The organism is Cytobacillus sp. MT66 (genome assembly GCF_058792595.1).
This window is the reverse complement of the sequence record NZ_JBXAFB010000009.1, coordinates 175,628-190,562: the sequence shown is the minus strand read 5'-3', so window position 1 is coordinate 190,562 and position 14,935 is coordinate 175,628. Positions and strand designations below refer to the sequence as shown.

Annotated in this window: 17 protein-coding genes and 1 riboswitch; of the genes, 7 read left to right on the top strand and 10 right to left on the bottom strand. The window is 40.7% G+C overall.

Features of this window, described 5'->3' with window-relative positions:
- Nucleotides 1-42: 42 nt before the first annotated feature.
- Nucleotides 43-204 carry a YtzI protein gene (gene ytzI / locus AC1Q59_RS17120; protein WP_492367059.1) on the bottom strand — a complete coding sequence of 54 codons (162 nt, stop codon included), beginning with the start codon at nt 202-204 and terminating at the stop codon, nt 43-45.
- Nucleotides 205-326: 122 nt separating this feature from the next.
- On the opposite strand from ytzI, the gene AC1Q59_RS17115 reads away from it, so the two are divergent.
- A complete protein-coding gene (locus AC1Q59_RS17115) occupies nt 327-764 on the top strand; it encodes a Dps family protein (RefSeq protein ID WP_492367058.1) in 438 nt (145 codons plus the stop codon).
- 314 nt (nt 765-1,078) lie between these two features.
- On the opposite strand, the gene AC1Q59_RS17110 is transcribed toward AC1Q59_RS17115, so the two are convergent.
- Entirely contained in the window at nt 1,079-1,336 is a 258-nt protein-coding gene (locus AC1Q59_RS17110) for a DUF6154 family protein (RefSeq protein WP_492367057.1), read from the bottom strand.
- A gap of 229 nt (nt 1,337-1,565) precedes the next feature.
- Here AC1Q59_RS17110 and AC1Q59_RS17105 point away from each other — a divergent pair, with 229 nt between their 5' ends.
- The gene (locus tag AC1Q59_RS17105) at nt 1,566-1,880 is read left to right on the top strand and encodes a hydrolase (RefSeq protein WP_492367056.1); all 315 of its coding nucleotides are present in this window, start codon (nt 1,566-1,568) and stop codon (nt 1,878-1,880) included.
- A 50-nt stretch (nt 1,881-1,930) separates the two neighbouring features.
- Here AC1Q59_RS17105 and AC1Q59_RS17100 read toward each other — a convergent pair whose 3' ends face one another.
- Nucleotides 1,931-2,800, bottom strand: a complete 870-nt coding sequence (locus AC1Q59_RS17100) for a DUF6612 family protein (protein WP_492367055.1) — start codon at nt 2,798-2,800, stop codon at nt 1,931-1,933.
- Between the two features lie 176 nt (nt 2,801-2,976).
- Between AC1Q59_RS17100 and ytkD the strand changes: the two genes are divergently transcribed.
- The gene (ytkD, locus tag AC1Q59_RS17095; protein ID WP_492367054.1) at nt 2,977-3,459 is read left to right on the top strand and encodes an RNA deprotection pyrophosphohydrolase; all 483 of its coding nucleotides are present in this window, start codon (nt 2,977-2,979) and stop codon (nt 3,457-3,459) included.
- Here the strand turns inward: ytkD and AC1Q59_RS17090 are convergent.
- From AC1Q59_RS17090 to AC1Q59_RS17080, 3 genes are read right to left on the bottom strand one after another with little or no spacing between them, the layout of a single operon-like run.
- Nucleotides 3,456-4,262, bottom strand: a complete 807-nt coding sequence (locus AC1Q59_RS17090) for an ABC transporter permease (RefSeq protein ID WP_492367053.1) — start codon at nt 4,260-4,262, stop codon at nt 3,456-3,458. The two genes, ytkD and AC1Q59_RS17090, sit on opposite strands and share 4 nt — an antisense overlap.
- Nucleotides 4,243-5,019, bottom strand: coding sequence for an ABC transporter ATP-binding protein (locus AC1Q59_RS17085; protein ID WP_492367052.1), 777 nt, complete (start codon nt 5,017-5,019; stop codon nt 4,243-4,245). The genes AC1Q59_RS17090 and AC1Q59_RS17085 overlap by 20 nt, the downstream gene beginning before the upstream one ends.
- A gap of 38 nt (nt 5,020-5,057) precedes the next feature.
- Nucleotides 5,058-6,053, bottom strand: coding sequence for an ABC transporter substrate-binding protein (locus AC1Q59_RS17080; RefSeq protein WP_492367051.1), 996 nt, complete (start codon nt 6,051-6,053; stop codon nt 5,058-5,060).
- A gap of 146 nt (nt 6,054-6,199) precedes the next feature.
- On the opposite strand from AC1Q59_RS17080, the gene AC1Q59_RS17075 reads away from it, so the two are divergent.
- Nucleotides 6,200-6,973, top strand: a complete 774-nt coding sequence (locus tag AC1Q59_RS17075) for an alpha/beta hydrolase family protein (protein WP_492367050.1) — start codon at nt 6,200-6,202, stop codon at nt 6,971-6,973.
- A 45-nt stretch (nt 6,974-7,018) separates the two neighbouring features.
- On the opposite strand, the gene pckA is transcribed toward AC1Q59_RS17075, so the two are convergent.
- Nucleotides 7,019-8,605 carry a phosphoenolpyruvate carboxykinase (ATP) gene (gene pckA / locus AC1Q59_RS17070; RefSeq protein ID WP_492367049.1) on the bottom strand — a complete coding sequence of 529 codons (1,587 nt, stop codon included), beginning with the start codon at nt 8,603-8,605 and terminating at the stop codon, nt 7,019-7,021.
- Between the two features lie 309 nt (nt 8,606-8,914).
- Nucleotides 8,915-9,029: riboswitch (SAM riboswitch) on the top strand.
- Between the two features lie 364 nt (nt 9,030-9,393).
- Here pckA and metK point away from each other — a divergent pair.
- Nucleotides 9,394-10,587: a methionine adenosyltransferase gene (gene metK / locus AC1Q59_RS17065; RefSeq protein ID WP_492367048.1), complete on the top strand. Its 1,194-nt coding sequence runs from the start codon at nt 9,394-9,396 to the stop codon at nt 10,585-10,587.
- 52 nt (nt 10,588-10,639) lie between these two features.
- On the opposite strand, the gene AC1Q59_RS17060 is transcribed toward metK, so the two are convergent.
- Nucleotides 10,640-11,158 carry a gamma carbonic anhydrase gene (locus AC1Q59_RS17060; RefSeq protein WP_492367047.1) on the bottom strand — a complete coding sequence of 173 codons (519 nt, stop codon included), beginning with the start codon at nt 11,156-11,158 and terminating at the stop codon, nt 10,640-10,642.
- 157 nt (nt 11,159-11,315) lie between these two features.
- Here AC1Q59_RS17060 and AC1Q59_RS17055 point away from each other — a divergent pair, with 157 nt between their 5' ends.
- Together AC1Q59_RS17055 and AC1Q59_RS17050 are read left to right on the top strand one after the other, a co-directional pair.
- Nucleotides 11,316-12,122 (top strand): alpha/beta fold hydrolase, encoded by an 807-nt coding sequence (locus AC1Q59_RS17055; RefSeq protein ID WP_492367046.1) that lies wholly within the window; start codon nt 11,316-11,318, stop codon nt 12,120-12,122.
- A 40-nt stretch (nt 12,123-12,162) separates the two neighbouring features.
- Nucleotides 12,163-13,266: a tetraprenyl-beta-curcumene synthase family protein gene (locus AC1Q59_RS17050; RefSeq protein ID WP_492367045.1), complete on the top strand. Its 1,104-nt coding sequence runs from the start codon at nt 12,163-12,165 to the stop codon at nt 13,264-13,266.
- A 28-nt stretch (nt 13,267-13,294) separates the two neighbouring features.
- On the opposite strand, the gene mnmM is transcribed toward AC1Q59_RS17050, so the two are convergent.
- Complete coding sequence (gene mnmM / locus AC1Q59_RS17045) at nt 13,295-13,867, bottom strand: tRNA 5-(aminomethyl)-2-thiouridylate-methyltransferase MnmM (RefSeq protein ID WP_492367044.1); 573 nt, start codon at nt 13,865-13,867, stop codon at nt 13,295-13,297.
- Nucleotides 13,864-14,832, bottom strand: coding sequence for a tRNA modification radical SAM protein MnmL/YtqA (gene mnmL, locus AC1Q59_RS17040; RefSeq protein WP_492367043.1), 969 nt, complete (start codon nt 14,830-14,832; stop codon nt 13,864-13,866). Before mnmL ends, mnmM begins: the two co-directional genes overlap by 4 nt.
- Between the last annotated feature and the right edge of the window lie 103 nt (nt 14,833-14,935).

Sequence of the window (14,935 nt, the reverse complement as noted above, 5' to 3'; positions counted from 1 at the left end):
TCCAGAGCAATTTCGATTGCTGCTGGGCTGGCCCCTTTTACATTAAGATGTCTTTTTTTCGTTCTGAGGATTATGTGCATGATTTTCGTTATCTATAGAATCAATTGTATGTTTAACCCCGTAGGCCTTAGAAGTTGTAACAACGGCTAAAATCAGGACAACAGCAACAATAAGAACTGAAACAATAATTAAACCGGTTAACATCCCTCATCCCCCTTTTTCCTTCATTTTATCATGAAATTTGTGAAATGGGTCACGATTTTTACAGGTGACAAAATGTTTAGTCCAACTTCCAATGGGTAGAATATTATTGGGAGGCTGATTATATGAGTGGAAATTTAATTAATGCAGTCAACAAACAAGTAGCCAATTGGACCGTTTTATATGTAAAGCTTCACAACTATCATTGGTATGTAAAGGGACATCATTTTTTTACCCTGCATGAAAAATTTGAAGAGCTATACGATGAAGCAAACGGTTATATTGATGAATTGGCTGAAAGGATCCTGGCGCTTGATGGCAATCCTGTGGCAACAATGAAAGAATGCATGGAATTAGCGACGATCCAAGAAGCTGCAGGGACCGAAAAAGAAGAGGAAATGGTTAAAACGATCTGTGAAGATTTTGAGAAATTAACTGCAGAACTTCAAGAAGGCATTACTCTTGCCGAGGAAGCCAAAGACGAGGGAACAGCTGATTTATTGATTGGCATTAAAAAGAGTCTGAAAAAGCATATTTGGATGCTTAAAGCCTATTTAGGATAATCGAAAAGAGCCAGTTCTTCGAAGGGACAAGCGTTCCCTTAGAGGAGCTGGCTTTTTTAAATTAGGGCATGCTAGCAAACTTAGCCGTTGATTTCCGCTCCAGGCGCTACGCTTTCCGTGGGCGGTTCGGGAAGCCTCCTCGCAGCTTACGCTCCTGCGGGGTCTCCCCTGTCCCGCACTCCCACAGGAGTCTCCGCGCCTTCCGCTCCAATCAGCTAAATGTGCAAATATAATACCTCTTTAACACTTCCTAAATATAAAAAGCGGGAATGGTATGATAATAAGTACTGAAAAATATATGTACAATGCTAATTTTAGTGAATATTGCGCTCCTGCATGTTGGATTTTCTTGTTCTTGTGAAATTTTCACTTGCAAACTTTCCCTTTAAACTTTCAATTAAGTAAAGACCCATTAGATCATAAAGCTCCTGATTATCTAACTCCTGGATGATGCTCAGCAGGTCGTCACGGCTCATCTCTTCTAAAAAGGCAAATGCAAGCATATCGATATCTTCTTCGTCTCCGGTTAGTTTATGGCGGTATAGTTCGTAAAGCTCGTCAATAATTTTCATCACTTCACCTCCGAATATTATGTTCTCTTATTTTATACAATAACATAATTAATGATGATAAAATATTCTAAATTTTCTAAAACTGTTTATTTTTTTGTTTAGGTTTAGTATATGTAATTATCTCATAATGATTGCAATTTCAGTAACATTTTAAGCAGTATTTTTGGAAATGATAAAAATAATTATAGAAGCATACATTTGGCACAGAATAAAAAAGGGGGCGAAGGCAATGAATGAAAATAAAAAAACTTACTATGTAGGAATGGCTTCGGGAGAAATCACTCAAAGTGACACTGGATCTCCATGGGACTTTAAAATTGAGGCCACTGATCAAGAGATTTTTGCTTTACGTGAAATATTTAATCAAAATTACTCTGCAGAATGGCAAAGTTTCTTTAGAGCACATCTCCCATTTCTGGAATACCACTATGATCAAGCCAATGATAAGTATGATGATGGAATGATGAGAGCTTATCAAATGATTTATCAGCTAGGGGATGCAGAGGCAAAAAAACATATTGAAAGCTTGGGAATCCTCCAATAAAGGAAGAGAAAAAATAAACTGCGGAATAGCTCCGCAGTTTATTTATATTTTTACATCTGCATTTCAACTGCAGAATCTAGAACCTCTTGCGGTACGGTAATCGCATCAATTTCATTATAGCCTTTGTACTCGCCTTTCATTTGTTGCTTCATATTAATTGTTTGTTCTTCAATAGTCATTGCCATTTCCATATTCATGTTTAATGCTGATGGGTAGAAAGTCTTTTTATCAATGTAAATTTCATAGTCAATGCTGGTAATATTCATGTTATTAAGCACTTCGTCCTGAGCAAGCTCTGGAGGCAGGCTTTGGGCAGCCGTTTCTTTTAAGAAGTCGCTAAATTTATCCCCAGATGCCTTTAACTTAAGTATAAATTGATTGTCATCCTGTTCAAATGTAAAGTCATCAACGAATTTTTCCAGCTGTTTTAGCTGGTCTGCAGGATTTGATTGCTGCTGATCGGCCATTTGCAGGAATACATCTGTCATATCCTGCGGAAACTTCATCCATTGACCTGATGATGGGTCATGCATGAACATCCCATCCTGGGAGAAATAGCTTTCAGTTTCAAATTCTTCGCCTTCAGCCATAGCCATTTTCATCTTTTGGTGGAAAGCCATTGGATCTGTTACGGCATCCATTTCAATATTTGACTGAATCGTCATATTGAGTGCTTCTTCCTGATCGGAACTCATTTCCTGTGTCATATCCATTACAACTGAAAAACTTTTTAATTCTTCAGAAGCAGCTGTTGTTTTTTCAAAAACTTCCTCAAGAGTCAGCTCAGACTTTTCTTCTTTTACTTCTTCTGTTTCTTTGTCTTCTTCTTGAGAATTGTTGACAGGTTCCGCTGTCTGATTGCAGGCAGCCAGCATGAAAATGAGGAGAAAGCCTGCCAAAATTGATAGTGGTTTTTTCAAATCCTACACTCCCTTTTGTATAATCATCTAATTTTACGACAAAAGGACGGAAAAGGTTTCAAATATTTGTAATTTCATACTTATTTCACATATTTGTCACTGATGGACATGTCATTAGTAATGATTTCTTATTAATAGTTATAATAGGAGTATACATATGCGGGAGGAAAAATCTTATGGAAGTTTTTAATGATGCTAATGGCGCAACTGTAAGGCTGTCCTTTTCTCGCCATTCCTTTAATAAGGAGCCCAAACATGTTCTAGTGATTTGCAAAAAGGGAAGCGGCTGGCTTTTGACCAAACATAAAAAAAGGGGGCTTGAATTCCCCGGGGGCAAAGCAGAATATGGCGAAACCATTGAGATGGCTGCAATAAGAGAGGTATGGGAAGAGACTGGCGGTCATCTTGCTAAGCTGGATTTTATTGGAGAATATGAAGTATCCGAGAAAGATGCATGTTTTGTAAAAGCCATTTTTTATGGAGAAATTAAGGAAATGGAGGAAAAGGGTGATTATCTTGAGACCGCAGGACCTGTGCTGATTGACGGTGACATATTAGCCTTAAGACGGGGCCAGGAATACAGTTTTATCATGAAGGATCAGGTAGTGGAAAAAGCTCTTCTTGAAATAGAAAAACGGCATGGAGAATGCCGTTTTTAAGATCCATTTTTGATTAGTTTTTTCTCTAACAGCTCTACAAGCTGATACATGATTGTCGCAAATACGGCAATGACGAGCAGCGAGAGCATTACGAGTGTAAAGTTAAATACTTGGAAGCCATAGATAATCATGTAGCCAAGCCCTTTTGAAGCGACAAGGAATTCTCCAACAATGACGCCGACCCATGAAAGTCCCACATTTACTTTTAGTGTTGAAATGATTACCGGAAAGGAAGAGGGAAGAATCGCTTCCTTAAAAATCTGGATCCTTGTAGCACCAAATGTCTGCAGCACTTTGACGTAATTGGGGTCAACCTCTCTAAACGAGGTATAAACCACGATGGTCGTGATGATGATGGAAATGATTGCTCCCATGGCAACGATGGATGTAAAACTCGGTCCCATGGCAACAATTAGGATTGGACCAAGAGCCACCTTAGGCATAGAATTCAGGACTACCAAATAGGGATCAAACACTTTTGAAAGAAATGGCGACCACCAAAGAATGGCTGCTAAAAGTGTCCCTAATACGGTTCCAAGAATAAATCCAAAAACGGTTTCTGACAATGTGTAGCCTAAATCTATAAATAAGGTTCCATCCTGGATTTTGATTAAAAACAGATTCCATACTTTAGAAGGAGAGCTGAAAATTAATGGGTCAACCCATTGAAGCCGGCTGCATATTTCCCAGCCGATGAAAAAGACAAGAAAAATGATGAGCTGGTAAAAACGCACCCATTTTTTTTCACGTTTTAATGACGATAGGTATCTCTGATGCAGTTCTTCAATGTTTGTTGGCTTCAAGGGACTCCAGCTCCTTCCATACAGTTTGAAATATCTCAGGATAGAACTCGTGATTTCTTGCATTAAATGGTGTTTGTTCTCTGATTTCCTTTGGAATATCAAAGGTTTTATGGAGCTTTCCCGGACTAGGTGAGAAAAGATATACCCGGTCGCTCATGGCAATTGCCTCGCCGATATCATGTGTGACAAGAATGGCTGTTTTTCCAAAGGATTTTAAGGTTTCTGAAACAAGATCCTCGAGCTTTAGCTTGGTTTGGTAATCCAATGCAGAAAATGGTTCATCAAGCAGCAGCAGCTTCGGTTCAGTAGCCAATGTTCTAACAAGGGCTACACGCTGCCTCATGCCGCCTGAAAGCTGTTTTGGATATTGGGATTCGACTCCCTGAAGTCCCATTTCTTTTAATAGATTAAGAGCATAGGATTTCTTTTGTGTATCAAGCTTATCGCCAATTTTTAACCCTAATAGAATGTTCTCTTCAATCGTTTTCCATGGAAATAGATAATCCTGCTGAAGCATATAGCCAATGTTTTCTCCAGCTGCCTCAATTTTATTTCCCTCTAAGGTGACTTCTCCGGCTGTTGGTGTTAATAAACCGGCGATAATGGAAAGCAAAGTGGTTTTTCCGCATCCGCTTGGGCCGAGGAAGGAAATAAACTCTCCTTCCTTAATCTCAAGCGAAACATCGGAGAGGGCTGTCGTGCTTGAGGTCTTTGTGAAATAAGTGTGATGAATTCCATGAATATTTAAAAAATCCATAGGAGCCCTCCTCAATTATTTTTTGAATCATGAGATTGTTATTTCATAACACTCTCAGCAATTTCAGTGTTAACGAGTGTCTTGTAGTCGACTCTTTCTGGAAGTTCGCCTGCTTCATCCATGATGTCAAGCAAGTTGTTCCAGCCGTCTTCTTTCAGCACAGGATTTGTTGCGTAGGACCCTTGGCTCTTATAGCGGTCAACAACCATTTCAATCGTTTCTAGGTCTGTATTGTCAAAATATCCTTGAATGGCTTCGGCAATTTCCTTTGCACTGTGGGTCTCAACCCATTGCTGTGCCTTATAGATTGCTCTAGTGAATTTTTCGACCGTTTCTTTATTTTCATCAATGTAGCTTTGCTTGGTCATAAATGAAGTGTATGGCAGATTGCCAGACTCCTCCCCGAAGGAGGCAACAATATAGCCTTTTCCTTCTTGCTCAAATACACTGGCTGTAGGTTCAAACAGCTGCACAAATTCTCCCGTGCCTGAGGCAAAAGCAGGAGCAATGTTTGCAAAATCAATGTTTTGGATTAAATTTGTATCCTGGTGCGGGTCAATGCCATGCTTTTTCAGCACATATTCACCGACCATCTGCGGCATGCCGCCTTTGCGCTGGCCAAGGAATGTGACGCCTTTGAGCTGATCCCAGGAGAAGCTGTCAATTTTCTCGCGGGATACAAGAAACGTTCCATCTGTTTGTGTGAGAGCGGAAAAATTAATGACAGGGTCATTGGAACCTTGGGCATAGACATAAATAGAAGTTTCCGAGCCGACAAGAGCAACATCGATGCTGTCAGACAGCAGCGCAGTCATCGTCTTATCTCCGCCGGCAGTCGTTGTCAGCTCTACCTTAAGCCCTTCTTCTTCAAAAAAGCCTTTGGAAAGTGCAACATATTGCGGGGCATAGAAAATAGAGCGAGTTACTTCGCCAATTTTGACTGTTTTCATTTCACTCTTACTACAGGCTGCCATGGATATAATAAGAATGGACGCTAGCAATAAGGAAATACTAAATTTCAGCCATTTTTTCACAGAATGACCTCCCTAATAAAAACATGTTAAGCTTTAAAGCCTACATTATCGTATGAATGGGCTAAAAATGTGTGAATGCCCAGATGATAAATATTTTTTACAGAAGTAATTTCTGATCATTTTGTCCCAATAAGGAGGTGTATAAGGTGGGCTTAATCATTAAAAAGAGACGTTTCCCTTCGCCGAATCCACATATTAAGCTGTCAATTGTGACTTATCAATCGGGTGATTTGAAAGTATTAGGGCTGCTGGCTGAACCAATCGATGAGGGACTTTATGATGGACTGCTTTATTTGCGGGGCGGAATTAAAAGTGTTGGACAGGTAAGGCCCGGACGTGTTGTGCAGTTTGCTTCTGAAGGGTTTATTGTTTTTGCTCCTTTTTACAGAGGAAATCAGGGCGGAGAAGGGAATGAGGATTTTGCAGGTGACGACAGGGAAGATGCATTTGCAGGATATAACCTCTTACAATCACACCCGAATGTGAAGGGTGTTCACCTATTCGGATTTTCAAGGGGCGGTGTGATGGCACTGCTGACAGCCATACAATTTCCTGAAGCTAAATCCATTGTTACATGGGGCGGGGTTACCGATATGTTTCTTACATATGTGGAACGAAAAGACTTAAGAAGAATGATGAAAAGGGTTATTGGAGGAACACCAACAAAGTATCCAGAACGCTATGAATTCAGAACTCCGCTGTATCAGTTGGAAAACCTGGAGGTTCCCGTCTTAATCATACATGGAAAGAAGGATCAAAACGTGTCTGTAGAGCATGCCTATCGGCTGGAAAAACGATTAAAGATGCTTGATAAGAAGGTAGAAGCTTGGTATTTCAAGGATTTCACCCATTACTTTCCGCCTGCAATTAACCGAAAGGTCGTCAAAGACTTATCGGCATGGATGAAAAGCCATATATAAAAAAAGGAATTGCCGCAGATCGGCAATTCCTTTTTTACAATGGGATTAAGCGGATGGTCCGCCTTTTTCAATAATCTCTTTAGAAACATTAGTAAACTTTTTGAAATTCTCGCGGAACTTCCCTGCTAATTCTTGTGCTTTTGATACATAAGCATCCTGGTCTGCCCAAGTTTTGTTTGGCTGAAGCACTTCATCAGGAACACCTGGAACATGCAATGGAATATCGAGGCCGAAAATTTCATCTTTTATTGTCTCAACATTGTTTAATTCGCCTTCTAATGCAGACTGAATCATTGCGCGAGTATATGGAAGCTTCATGCGGTTTCCAACACCGTATTCTCCTCCGGTCCATCCTGTATTAACAAGGAACACCTTCGCATTATGCTCATCAATTTTCTTGCCGAGCATTTCCGCATACTCTGTTGCAGGAAGCGGCAAGAATGGAGAACCAAAGCATGTAGAGAATGTTGCTTCAGGTGAAGTAATACCACGCTCTGTGCCTGCCAGCTTTGATGTATAGCCGCTTAAGAAATGATACATAGCCTGCTCTTTAGATAATTTTGCAATTGGAGGCAGTACGCCAAAAGCATCTGCAGTCAGGAATACAATAGTATTCGGCTGTCCGGCGACACTAGGATCTACGATATTATCAATAGCTTGAATCGGATATGCCGCACGCGTATTTTCTGTCAGTGTGCTGTCATCATAATCAGCCAGACGTGATTCAGTGTTTATTACTACATTTTCTAAAACAGCGCCAAAGCGGATAGCATCGAAAATTTGCGGCTCTTTTTCACGTGAAAGATTGATGCATTTTGCATAGCAGCCGCCTTCAATATTGAAAACACCGTTCGGAGACCAGCCGTGTTCGTCATCTCCGATTAAACGGCGGTTTGGATCTGCTGATAATGTTGTCTTACCTGTTCCGGATAGACCGAAGAATAAAGCTACATCCCCTTCAAGTCCTACGTTTGCTGAACAGTGCATTGGCAGAATGCCATTCTCAGGAAGAAGATAGTTCATGACAGAGAAAATAGATTTCTTAATTTCTCCGGCGTATTCAGTACCGCCAATAAGTACCGTACGGCGTTCAAAGGAAATGATGATAAATGTTTCAGAAGCAGTTCCATCCACTTTTGGATCTGCTTTAAAGTTAGGTGCTGAAATCACAGTGAATTCTGGTGTGTGCTCTAATAATTCTTCATCAGTTGGACGAATGAAAAGCTGATGGGAAAATAGATTATGCCATGCATACTCGTTAATAACCTGAATAGCGAGGCGATGTTTTTTGTCTGCGCCTGCAAATCCCTTGAAAACGAATACCTCTTCCTGTTCTTTTAAGTAGTCGACCACTTTATCATAAAGCTTGGAAAAGGTGTCTTCAGATATTGGCCGATTCACGCTTCCCCAATCAATTTTATCCTTAGAAGCTGCTTCTTCCACAATATATTTATCTTTAGGTGAACGTCCTGTATATTTACCGGTTGTTGCACAAACAGCGCCGGTTGAAGTCAATGATCCCTCTTTACGATTTAATACCTTTTCCACAAGCTGAGGAACAGATAGTTGAATTTGAATATTATTCCCTTTTAATAATTCAGTTAATTTATTTGGGATGCTAACAGAATTCATGGAATAAATACCTTCCTTTTTCCAAAATTATTTTTTGATACCGTTTTCGTATAAATAGTATAACACATTGGGATAATTAATCTATACTAATAATTGAATTTTTCTTGAAAAAATTTCATTAGCCTTATAAGGCTAATATAAGACATGAATCAGCTCAATTACGTTAATTAATGTACCATAATAATTAGCACGATACTAGGAAACAACTGGGAGTAACTTATTTATATAAAAGAAAAAACTAAAATTTCATAAAGATTTTATTGACATCTTTTTAGGCGATACGTTATGATTTTACCTTGAACGGATACTCTCTTATCCCGAGCTGGCGGAGGGACAGGCCCAATGAAGCCCAGCAACCTGCTTAGGTTTTTTTAAGCAAAGGTGCTAACCTGCTGCAAGGACAGGATTCCTTGAACGATAAGAGTGAAAGGCGCGAATCGTTTTGACTTCAACCTTTTCACAATGAAAAGGTTTTTTTGATGCAAAGAGGGGAATATTTTTTCTACTTTTAAAATTGTCCAGCTTCAGCGCCTAGCCCCTCGAGTCATAAGCCAAGCCGTCATGAAGGTTAAAGAGCAACCTTCCTGTCGTCTTGTCTTAGGGCCCGCAGGATGCGGGTCATGCAGGCGTTGCCACAGGACGTGGCGTTCATAGCCTGCGAACATTAATCGGGGCTGACCAAGGCGCTTCCGCTTTTCTAGTAATAAAAACCCTTCGTTAATTTCATACTAATTAGGGAATGAGTTCCGTATCAAATTGATATTTATATATATTAAGGAGGAAATCAGGTGTCAACAAAACGTCGTTTGTTTACTTCTGAATCAGTTACTGAAGGTCATCCCGATAAAATTTGTGACCAAATCTCTGATGCCATTTTAGATGCAATACTAGCTAAGGATGCAAATGCCCGTGTTGCTGCGGAAACTTCAGTCACTACGGGATTGGTGCTGGTTTCGGGCGAAATCACTACTTCTACATATGTAGATATTCCAAAAATTGTTCGTGAAACGGTAAAAGAAATCGGCTATACTCGTGCGAAATATGGATTTGATTCTGAAACATGTGCGGTATTAACTTCTATTGACGAACAGTCACCAGACATTGCTATGGGTGTTGATAAGGCTTTAGAAGCACGTGAAGGCCAAATGAGCGATGAAGAGATCGAAGCAATTGGGGCAGGAGACCAAGGATTAATGTTCGGTTATGCGTGCAACGAAACCAAGGAGCTTATGCCATTGCCTATTTCTTTGGCACATAAGCTGTCACGCCGTTTGACAGAGGTTCGCAAAGAGGATATTCTTCCATACCTTCGTCCAGATGGAAAGACACAGGTAACCGTAGAATATGATGAAAATAATCAGCCTGTCAGAATTGATACCATCGTTATTTCTACTCAGCATCATCCGGAAATTTCCCTGGAGCAAATTCAGAGAAATATTAAAGAGCACGTGATTAATCCTGTTGTTCCAAAAGAACTTATTGATGACAATACAAAGTATTTTATCAATCCTACAGGACGCTTTGTTATCGGAGGACCTCAAGGGGATGCCGGCTTAACAGGACGTAAAATCATTGTTGACACTTACGGCGGCTATGCTCGTCATGGCGGCGGCGCTTTCTCCGGAAAGGATCCAACAAAGGTTGACCGCTCAGCTGCCTATGCTGCACGCTATGTTGCAAAGAATATTGTTGCAGCCGGCTTAGCGGATCGTGTAGAAGTGCAGCTTGCCTATGCGATTGGTGTTGCCCAGCCTGTTTCCATTTCCATTGATACTTTTGGAACAGGAAACGTAGAAGAAGATGTACTTGTTGATCTTGTCCGCAAACATTTTGATCTTCGTCCAGCAGGAATTATTAATATGCTGAATCTTCGCCGCCCAATCTATAAGCAAACAGCTGCTTATGGACATTTCGGACGGACAGATATTGATCTTCCATGGGAGCGCACAGATAAAGCTGAACTTCTTAAGGGAGCATTATAATAGAAATATTAAAAGCGAGAGTACTTTATGTATCTCTCGCTTTTTTAGCATTTTATTTTTCTGTTTGTAAACTTTTATAATATTGGGCCTTCTCCGCATATTCCCGATTGACGCGCTCCATTTCTTTAATATCCTCAGGTGTAAGTTCGCGGATGACTTTGGCTGGTCTGCCGAAAGCAAGGGTGTTAGGCGGGATTTTTTTCCCCTGCGGGACTAAGCTTCCAGCACCAATGAATGCACCTTCCCCAATTTCTGCTCGGTCAAGGATGATTGATCCCATGCCGATAAGGGCTTTTTTTCGTACAATGCAGCTATGCAGGATAACCTGATGGCCAACAGAGACCTCGTCTTCTAGAATAAGAGGATTGTTAGGGCTTTGGTGGAGGACGGAATTATCCTGGATATTTACCTTCTTTCCAATAATAGTTGGGGCTACATCCCCTCTAATCACACTGTTGAACCAAACGCTGGATTCATCACCAATTTCAACATCTCCGGTGATGGTTGTGAAATCTGCAATAAAAGCAGATTTGGAAATTTTTGGATTTTCACCTTTATATGGATAAATCATCACATGCACTCCCATCTGTTTTATTTGATTTTAGCATAATGTCTTTTTAAATAGGAAAAATTGCTTTTTTTCAAGATTAAATTATGATGAAATAATCCTACTAAGATATACTTTATAATAAGGATTTGTTTCAACTTTAGGTTTTAGGAGGAAGATTATGTGGAAATGGGAAGCTGAAGGAGAAGCAAAAGCTGTCATTGTCATGGTCCACGGTGCGATGGAGCATCATCGCAGATATGGCTGGCTGATTGAAATGTGGCGTTTAGCAGGCTTTCATATCATTATGGGTGATCTTCCGGGTCAAGGGATGACAACAAGATCCAATAGAGGGCATATCGATTCTTTTGATGAATATATCCATGAGGTGAAGGACTGGATTCAAGCTGCCTATCAGTTTAATTTGCCTGTCTTTCTTTTAGGCCATAGCATGGGCGGTTTAATTTCTGTACGTCTGATGCAATTAGAAAGCCTGAATATATCCGGAGTCATTTTATCCTCCCCATGCCTAGGATTAATGAAAAAACCGTCCAAGCCAATGGATCTGATCTCACATGTATTAAATATCGTTGCTCCCGCCATAAGAGTGGATTCAGGACTGACTGTTGAGATGGCTACACGCAATGATGATGTGCGCGAAGCAGATTTAAATGATACGCTTTATGTGACTAAGGTTTCAGTCAGGTGGTACAGGGAACTAATAACAGCGATGAAACTGGCTTTTGAAGATCTTGATAAAACACAAAATATCCCGATGCTGGTCATGCAGGGCGGCGAGGATTTAATTGTTAATAAAAAAACCGTCAATGAATGGTTTAATCTTGTCCCTTTGTCCGAAAAAAGGTTTAAAGAATGGCCGAAATGCTATCATGAAATCTTCAATGAACCGGAAAGGGAAGACATTTTTGAGTATGCAAAGGATTTTGTCATCAGCCAATTAAAAACGATTGGGTATTATATTGAGTAATAAGCAAACCTAGCTTTATAGGATAGGGAGGTGCGGTAATATGGGTGTTCCTTCAATGCCTGTCAGTTTAATGTCTAGTGTTTATCGAAAAGTGCTGCCAGAGGTCCATAAGGAATTAAGTTACTGGAAAAAAAGAGCGGGAGAAATTCCAGATCCTGAATTGAGAAAACAAGCACTCGCCAGCATTAAACATAAAACCTTTCATTGTGAGGGCGGAGCAATTATGTCTTTAATGGCAAAAGAAAAATATGCTGCAGCTATTAAATTTATTGTGGCCTATCAGACAATCAGCGATTATTTGGATAATTTATGTGACCGGAGCACTTCACTTGACCCCGAAGATTTTACTGCCCTTCATGAGTCCATGTCAGATGCTTTATCAACAGACGCTATGCCGAAGAACTACTATCGGCTGCGGATGGAACAGGAGGACGGCGGCTATTTAAATGAATTATCCGCCGTCTGCCGGGAGGTCTTAACGGAAATTAAGGTCTATTCAGGCATTAAGGAATACTTGCTTGAGTTATGCAGGTATTATTGTGATTTGCAGGTACATAAGCATGTCAGAGTGGAAGAGAGGGTTCCAAGGCTTCAAGAATGGTACTCGAAATATAAAGGAAAGATTCCAGAAATGGAATGGTATGAGTTTTCAGCCTGTTCTGGTTCAACATTGGGAATTTTTTGCCTGATCTCCTATGCGTTAAGAGATGACTTTCAGCTGGAATACGCAGAAAAAATTCGCAAAGGCTATTTTCCATACATACAGGGCCTGCATATTCTGCTTGATTATTTAATTGACCAAGAGGAAGACCGTGCTGGCGGGGATTTAAATTTCTGTTTTTATTATGAAAGCGAGGAGAAGCTTTTTCGCAGGTTAAAACATTTTGTCGAAGAAGCGGACAAGCATACCCAGGGGCTGCCTCATAAACGCTTTCATCAGCTAATCAATCGAGGGCTGCTCGGTCTTTATTTATCAGATGAAAAGGTCCGCAAGCAGAGAAATGTAAAAAGGCTGGCGAGGGACGTCATTAAAACAGGCGGGTTTATTAGCTTTTTCTTCTATTTAAATGGCAGGGCCTACCGCGGCTTGCAAAAATGGGTACCGCAAAGCCTTGTATCAGCTATAACAGCGTGGAATCGATAAAAAAGATGAGCAAGGCGGAAAACCTTGTTCATCTTTTTTCAATTGCAATAATAAATGGCGGGCTATTCTTTTGATTAATAAATTGATATTTAAGAACATGTACATCCTTCTGATCTAATTGGGCAACATAATTCAGAAGGTGATCTCGTTCAATCTTTCCTTCTTCATGTCCATGATAAATGACTAGTACAATAAGCCCGCCTTGTGCCATAATGGGCAGCAGCTGGCTGATTGCTTCGATGGTTGTATCAGGCTTTGTCACAACTGTTTTATCACTGCCAGGCAAATAGCCTAAATTAAATATAGCTGCTGATATTTTTCCATGATGACCTTTAGGAATACATGAATGAAGCTGCTCATGACCTTTATGAAAAAGAGCTGCTCTATCTAAAAGCGAATGTTCTTCGAGGCGTTTTTTCGTGTTTAAAACCGCATCCGGCTGGACATCGAAAGCGTACACCATACCAGTTGAGCCAACAAGATTAGCTAGAAATAAGGTATCATGTCCGTTTCCCATGGTAGCATCAACGGCAATATCCCCATTTGAGGCAGCTTTTCCAAGCAGGTTCCGGGCAAATGGGAGAATTCCATCAAGTGTCATATACTTACCTCTGCTGGAGACCTTTGGAAATACTTACCTTGCCAGCTGCCTCTTCGCTTTAATTCATCATCAATGGCGTTAAGAACCTCCCACTTATTTACACTCCACATTGGACCAACCATCAAATCAATGGGGCCGTCACCAGTAATTCGGTGAATGATCATTTCTGGAGGAAGAATTTCCAGCTGGTCGCAAACGAGTTTGACATACTCTTCAAAGGACAGAAATTGAAGCATTCCTTTTTCAAATTGCTTCACCATCGGTGTTCCTTTTAAGAGATGCAGAAGGTGGATTTTTATCCCTTGTACATCCAGCTTGGCCACTTCCTTGGCAGTCTCCATCATCATTTCAGGTGTTTCTAGCGGAAGGCCGTTAATTATATGGGAGCAAACACGGATTCCATGCTTTCTTAGCTTGTTTACACCTTCAACATAACTTGGATAATCATGGGCCCTGTTGATAATTCGCGCCGTTTTTTCATGTACCGTCTGCAAACCTAGCTCCACCCATAGGTAGGTCCGTTCATTAAGCTCTGCTAAATATTCAACAACATCATCTGGAAGACAGTCAGGTCTGGTCGCAATAGAAAGTGCAACAACACCTTCCTGTTTCAGGACAGTTTCATATTTTTCTCTAAGGACGTCTACGGGTGCATGTGTATTGGTGAACGCCTGGAAATAAGCCATATATTTGCCGTCTTTCCATTTATGATGCATTTTTTCTTTTATATCATTAAATTGTTTCACAAGGTCATCTGCCCGGTTCCCGGCGAAATCGCCTGATCCGGCAGCACTGCAAAAAGTACAGCCGCCAAAAGCAACAGTGCCGTCCCGGTTTGGGCAGTCAAAGCCTCCATCAATAGCGACCTTAAATACCTTGTGGCCAAATTGGTTTCTTAAATGGTAATTCCATGTGTGATACCGCTTATCATCGGACGCAAATGGAAAAGGGTTGTTCTGATGCAAATCAGATACCTCCTTATTAGAAAAGCGCAGGGCGCCCGCTTAGCGGCGTATGGACTGGAGCCCTCCGACTGAGATAAAGGAAACACGAAGAGCGGTAGCGATT

Excerpts from the sequence above, each read along its gene's own strand:
- ytzI (WP_492367059.1), bottom strand. The coding sequence starts at position 204 with ATGTTAACCGGTTTAATTATTGTTTCAGTTCTTATTGTTGCTGTTGTC.
- AC1Q59_RS17115 (WP_492367058.1), top strand. The coding sequence starts at position 327 with ATGAGTGGAAATTTAATTAATGCAGTCAACAAACAAGTAGCCAATTGG.
- AC1Q59_RS17110 (WP_492367057.1), bottom strand. The coding sequence starts at position 1,336 with ATGAAAATTATTGACGAGCTTTACGAACTATACCGCCATAAACTAACC.
- AC1Q59_RS17105 (WP_492367056.1), top strand. The coding sequence starts at position 1,566 with ATGAATGAAAATAAAAAAACTTACTATGTAGGAATGGCTTCGGGAGAA.
- ytkD (WP_492367054.1), top strand. The coding sequence starts at position 2,977 with ATGGAAGTTTTTAATGATGCTAATGGCGCAACTGTAAGGCTGTCCTTT.
- AC1Q59_RS17085 (WP_492367052.1), bottom strand. The coding sequence starts at position 5,019 with ATGGATTTTTTAAATATTCATGGAATTCATCACACTTATTTCACAAAG.
- pckA (WP_492367049.1), bottom strand. The coding sequence starts at position 8,605 with ATGAATTCTGTTAGCATCCCAAATAAATTAACTGAATTATTAAAAGGG.
- AC1Q59_RS17060 (WP_492367047.1), bottom strand. The coding sequence starts at position 11,158 with ATGATTTATCCATATAAAGGTGAAAATCCAAAAATTTCCAAATCTGCT.
- AC1Q59_RS17055 (WP_492367046.1), top strand. The coding sequence starts at position 11,316 with ATGTGGAAATGGGAAGCTGAAGGAGAAGCAAAAGCTGTCATTGTCATG.
- AC1Q59_RS17050 (WP_492367045.1), top strand. The coding sequence starts at position 12,163 with ATGGGTGTTCCTTCAATGCCTGTCAGTTTAATGTCTAGTGTTTATCGA.
- mnmM (WP_492367044.1), bottom strand. The coding sequence starts at position 13,867 with ATGACACTTGATGGAATTCTCCCATTTGCCCGGAACCTGCTTGGAAAA.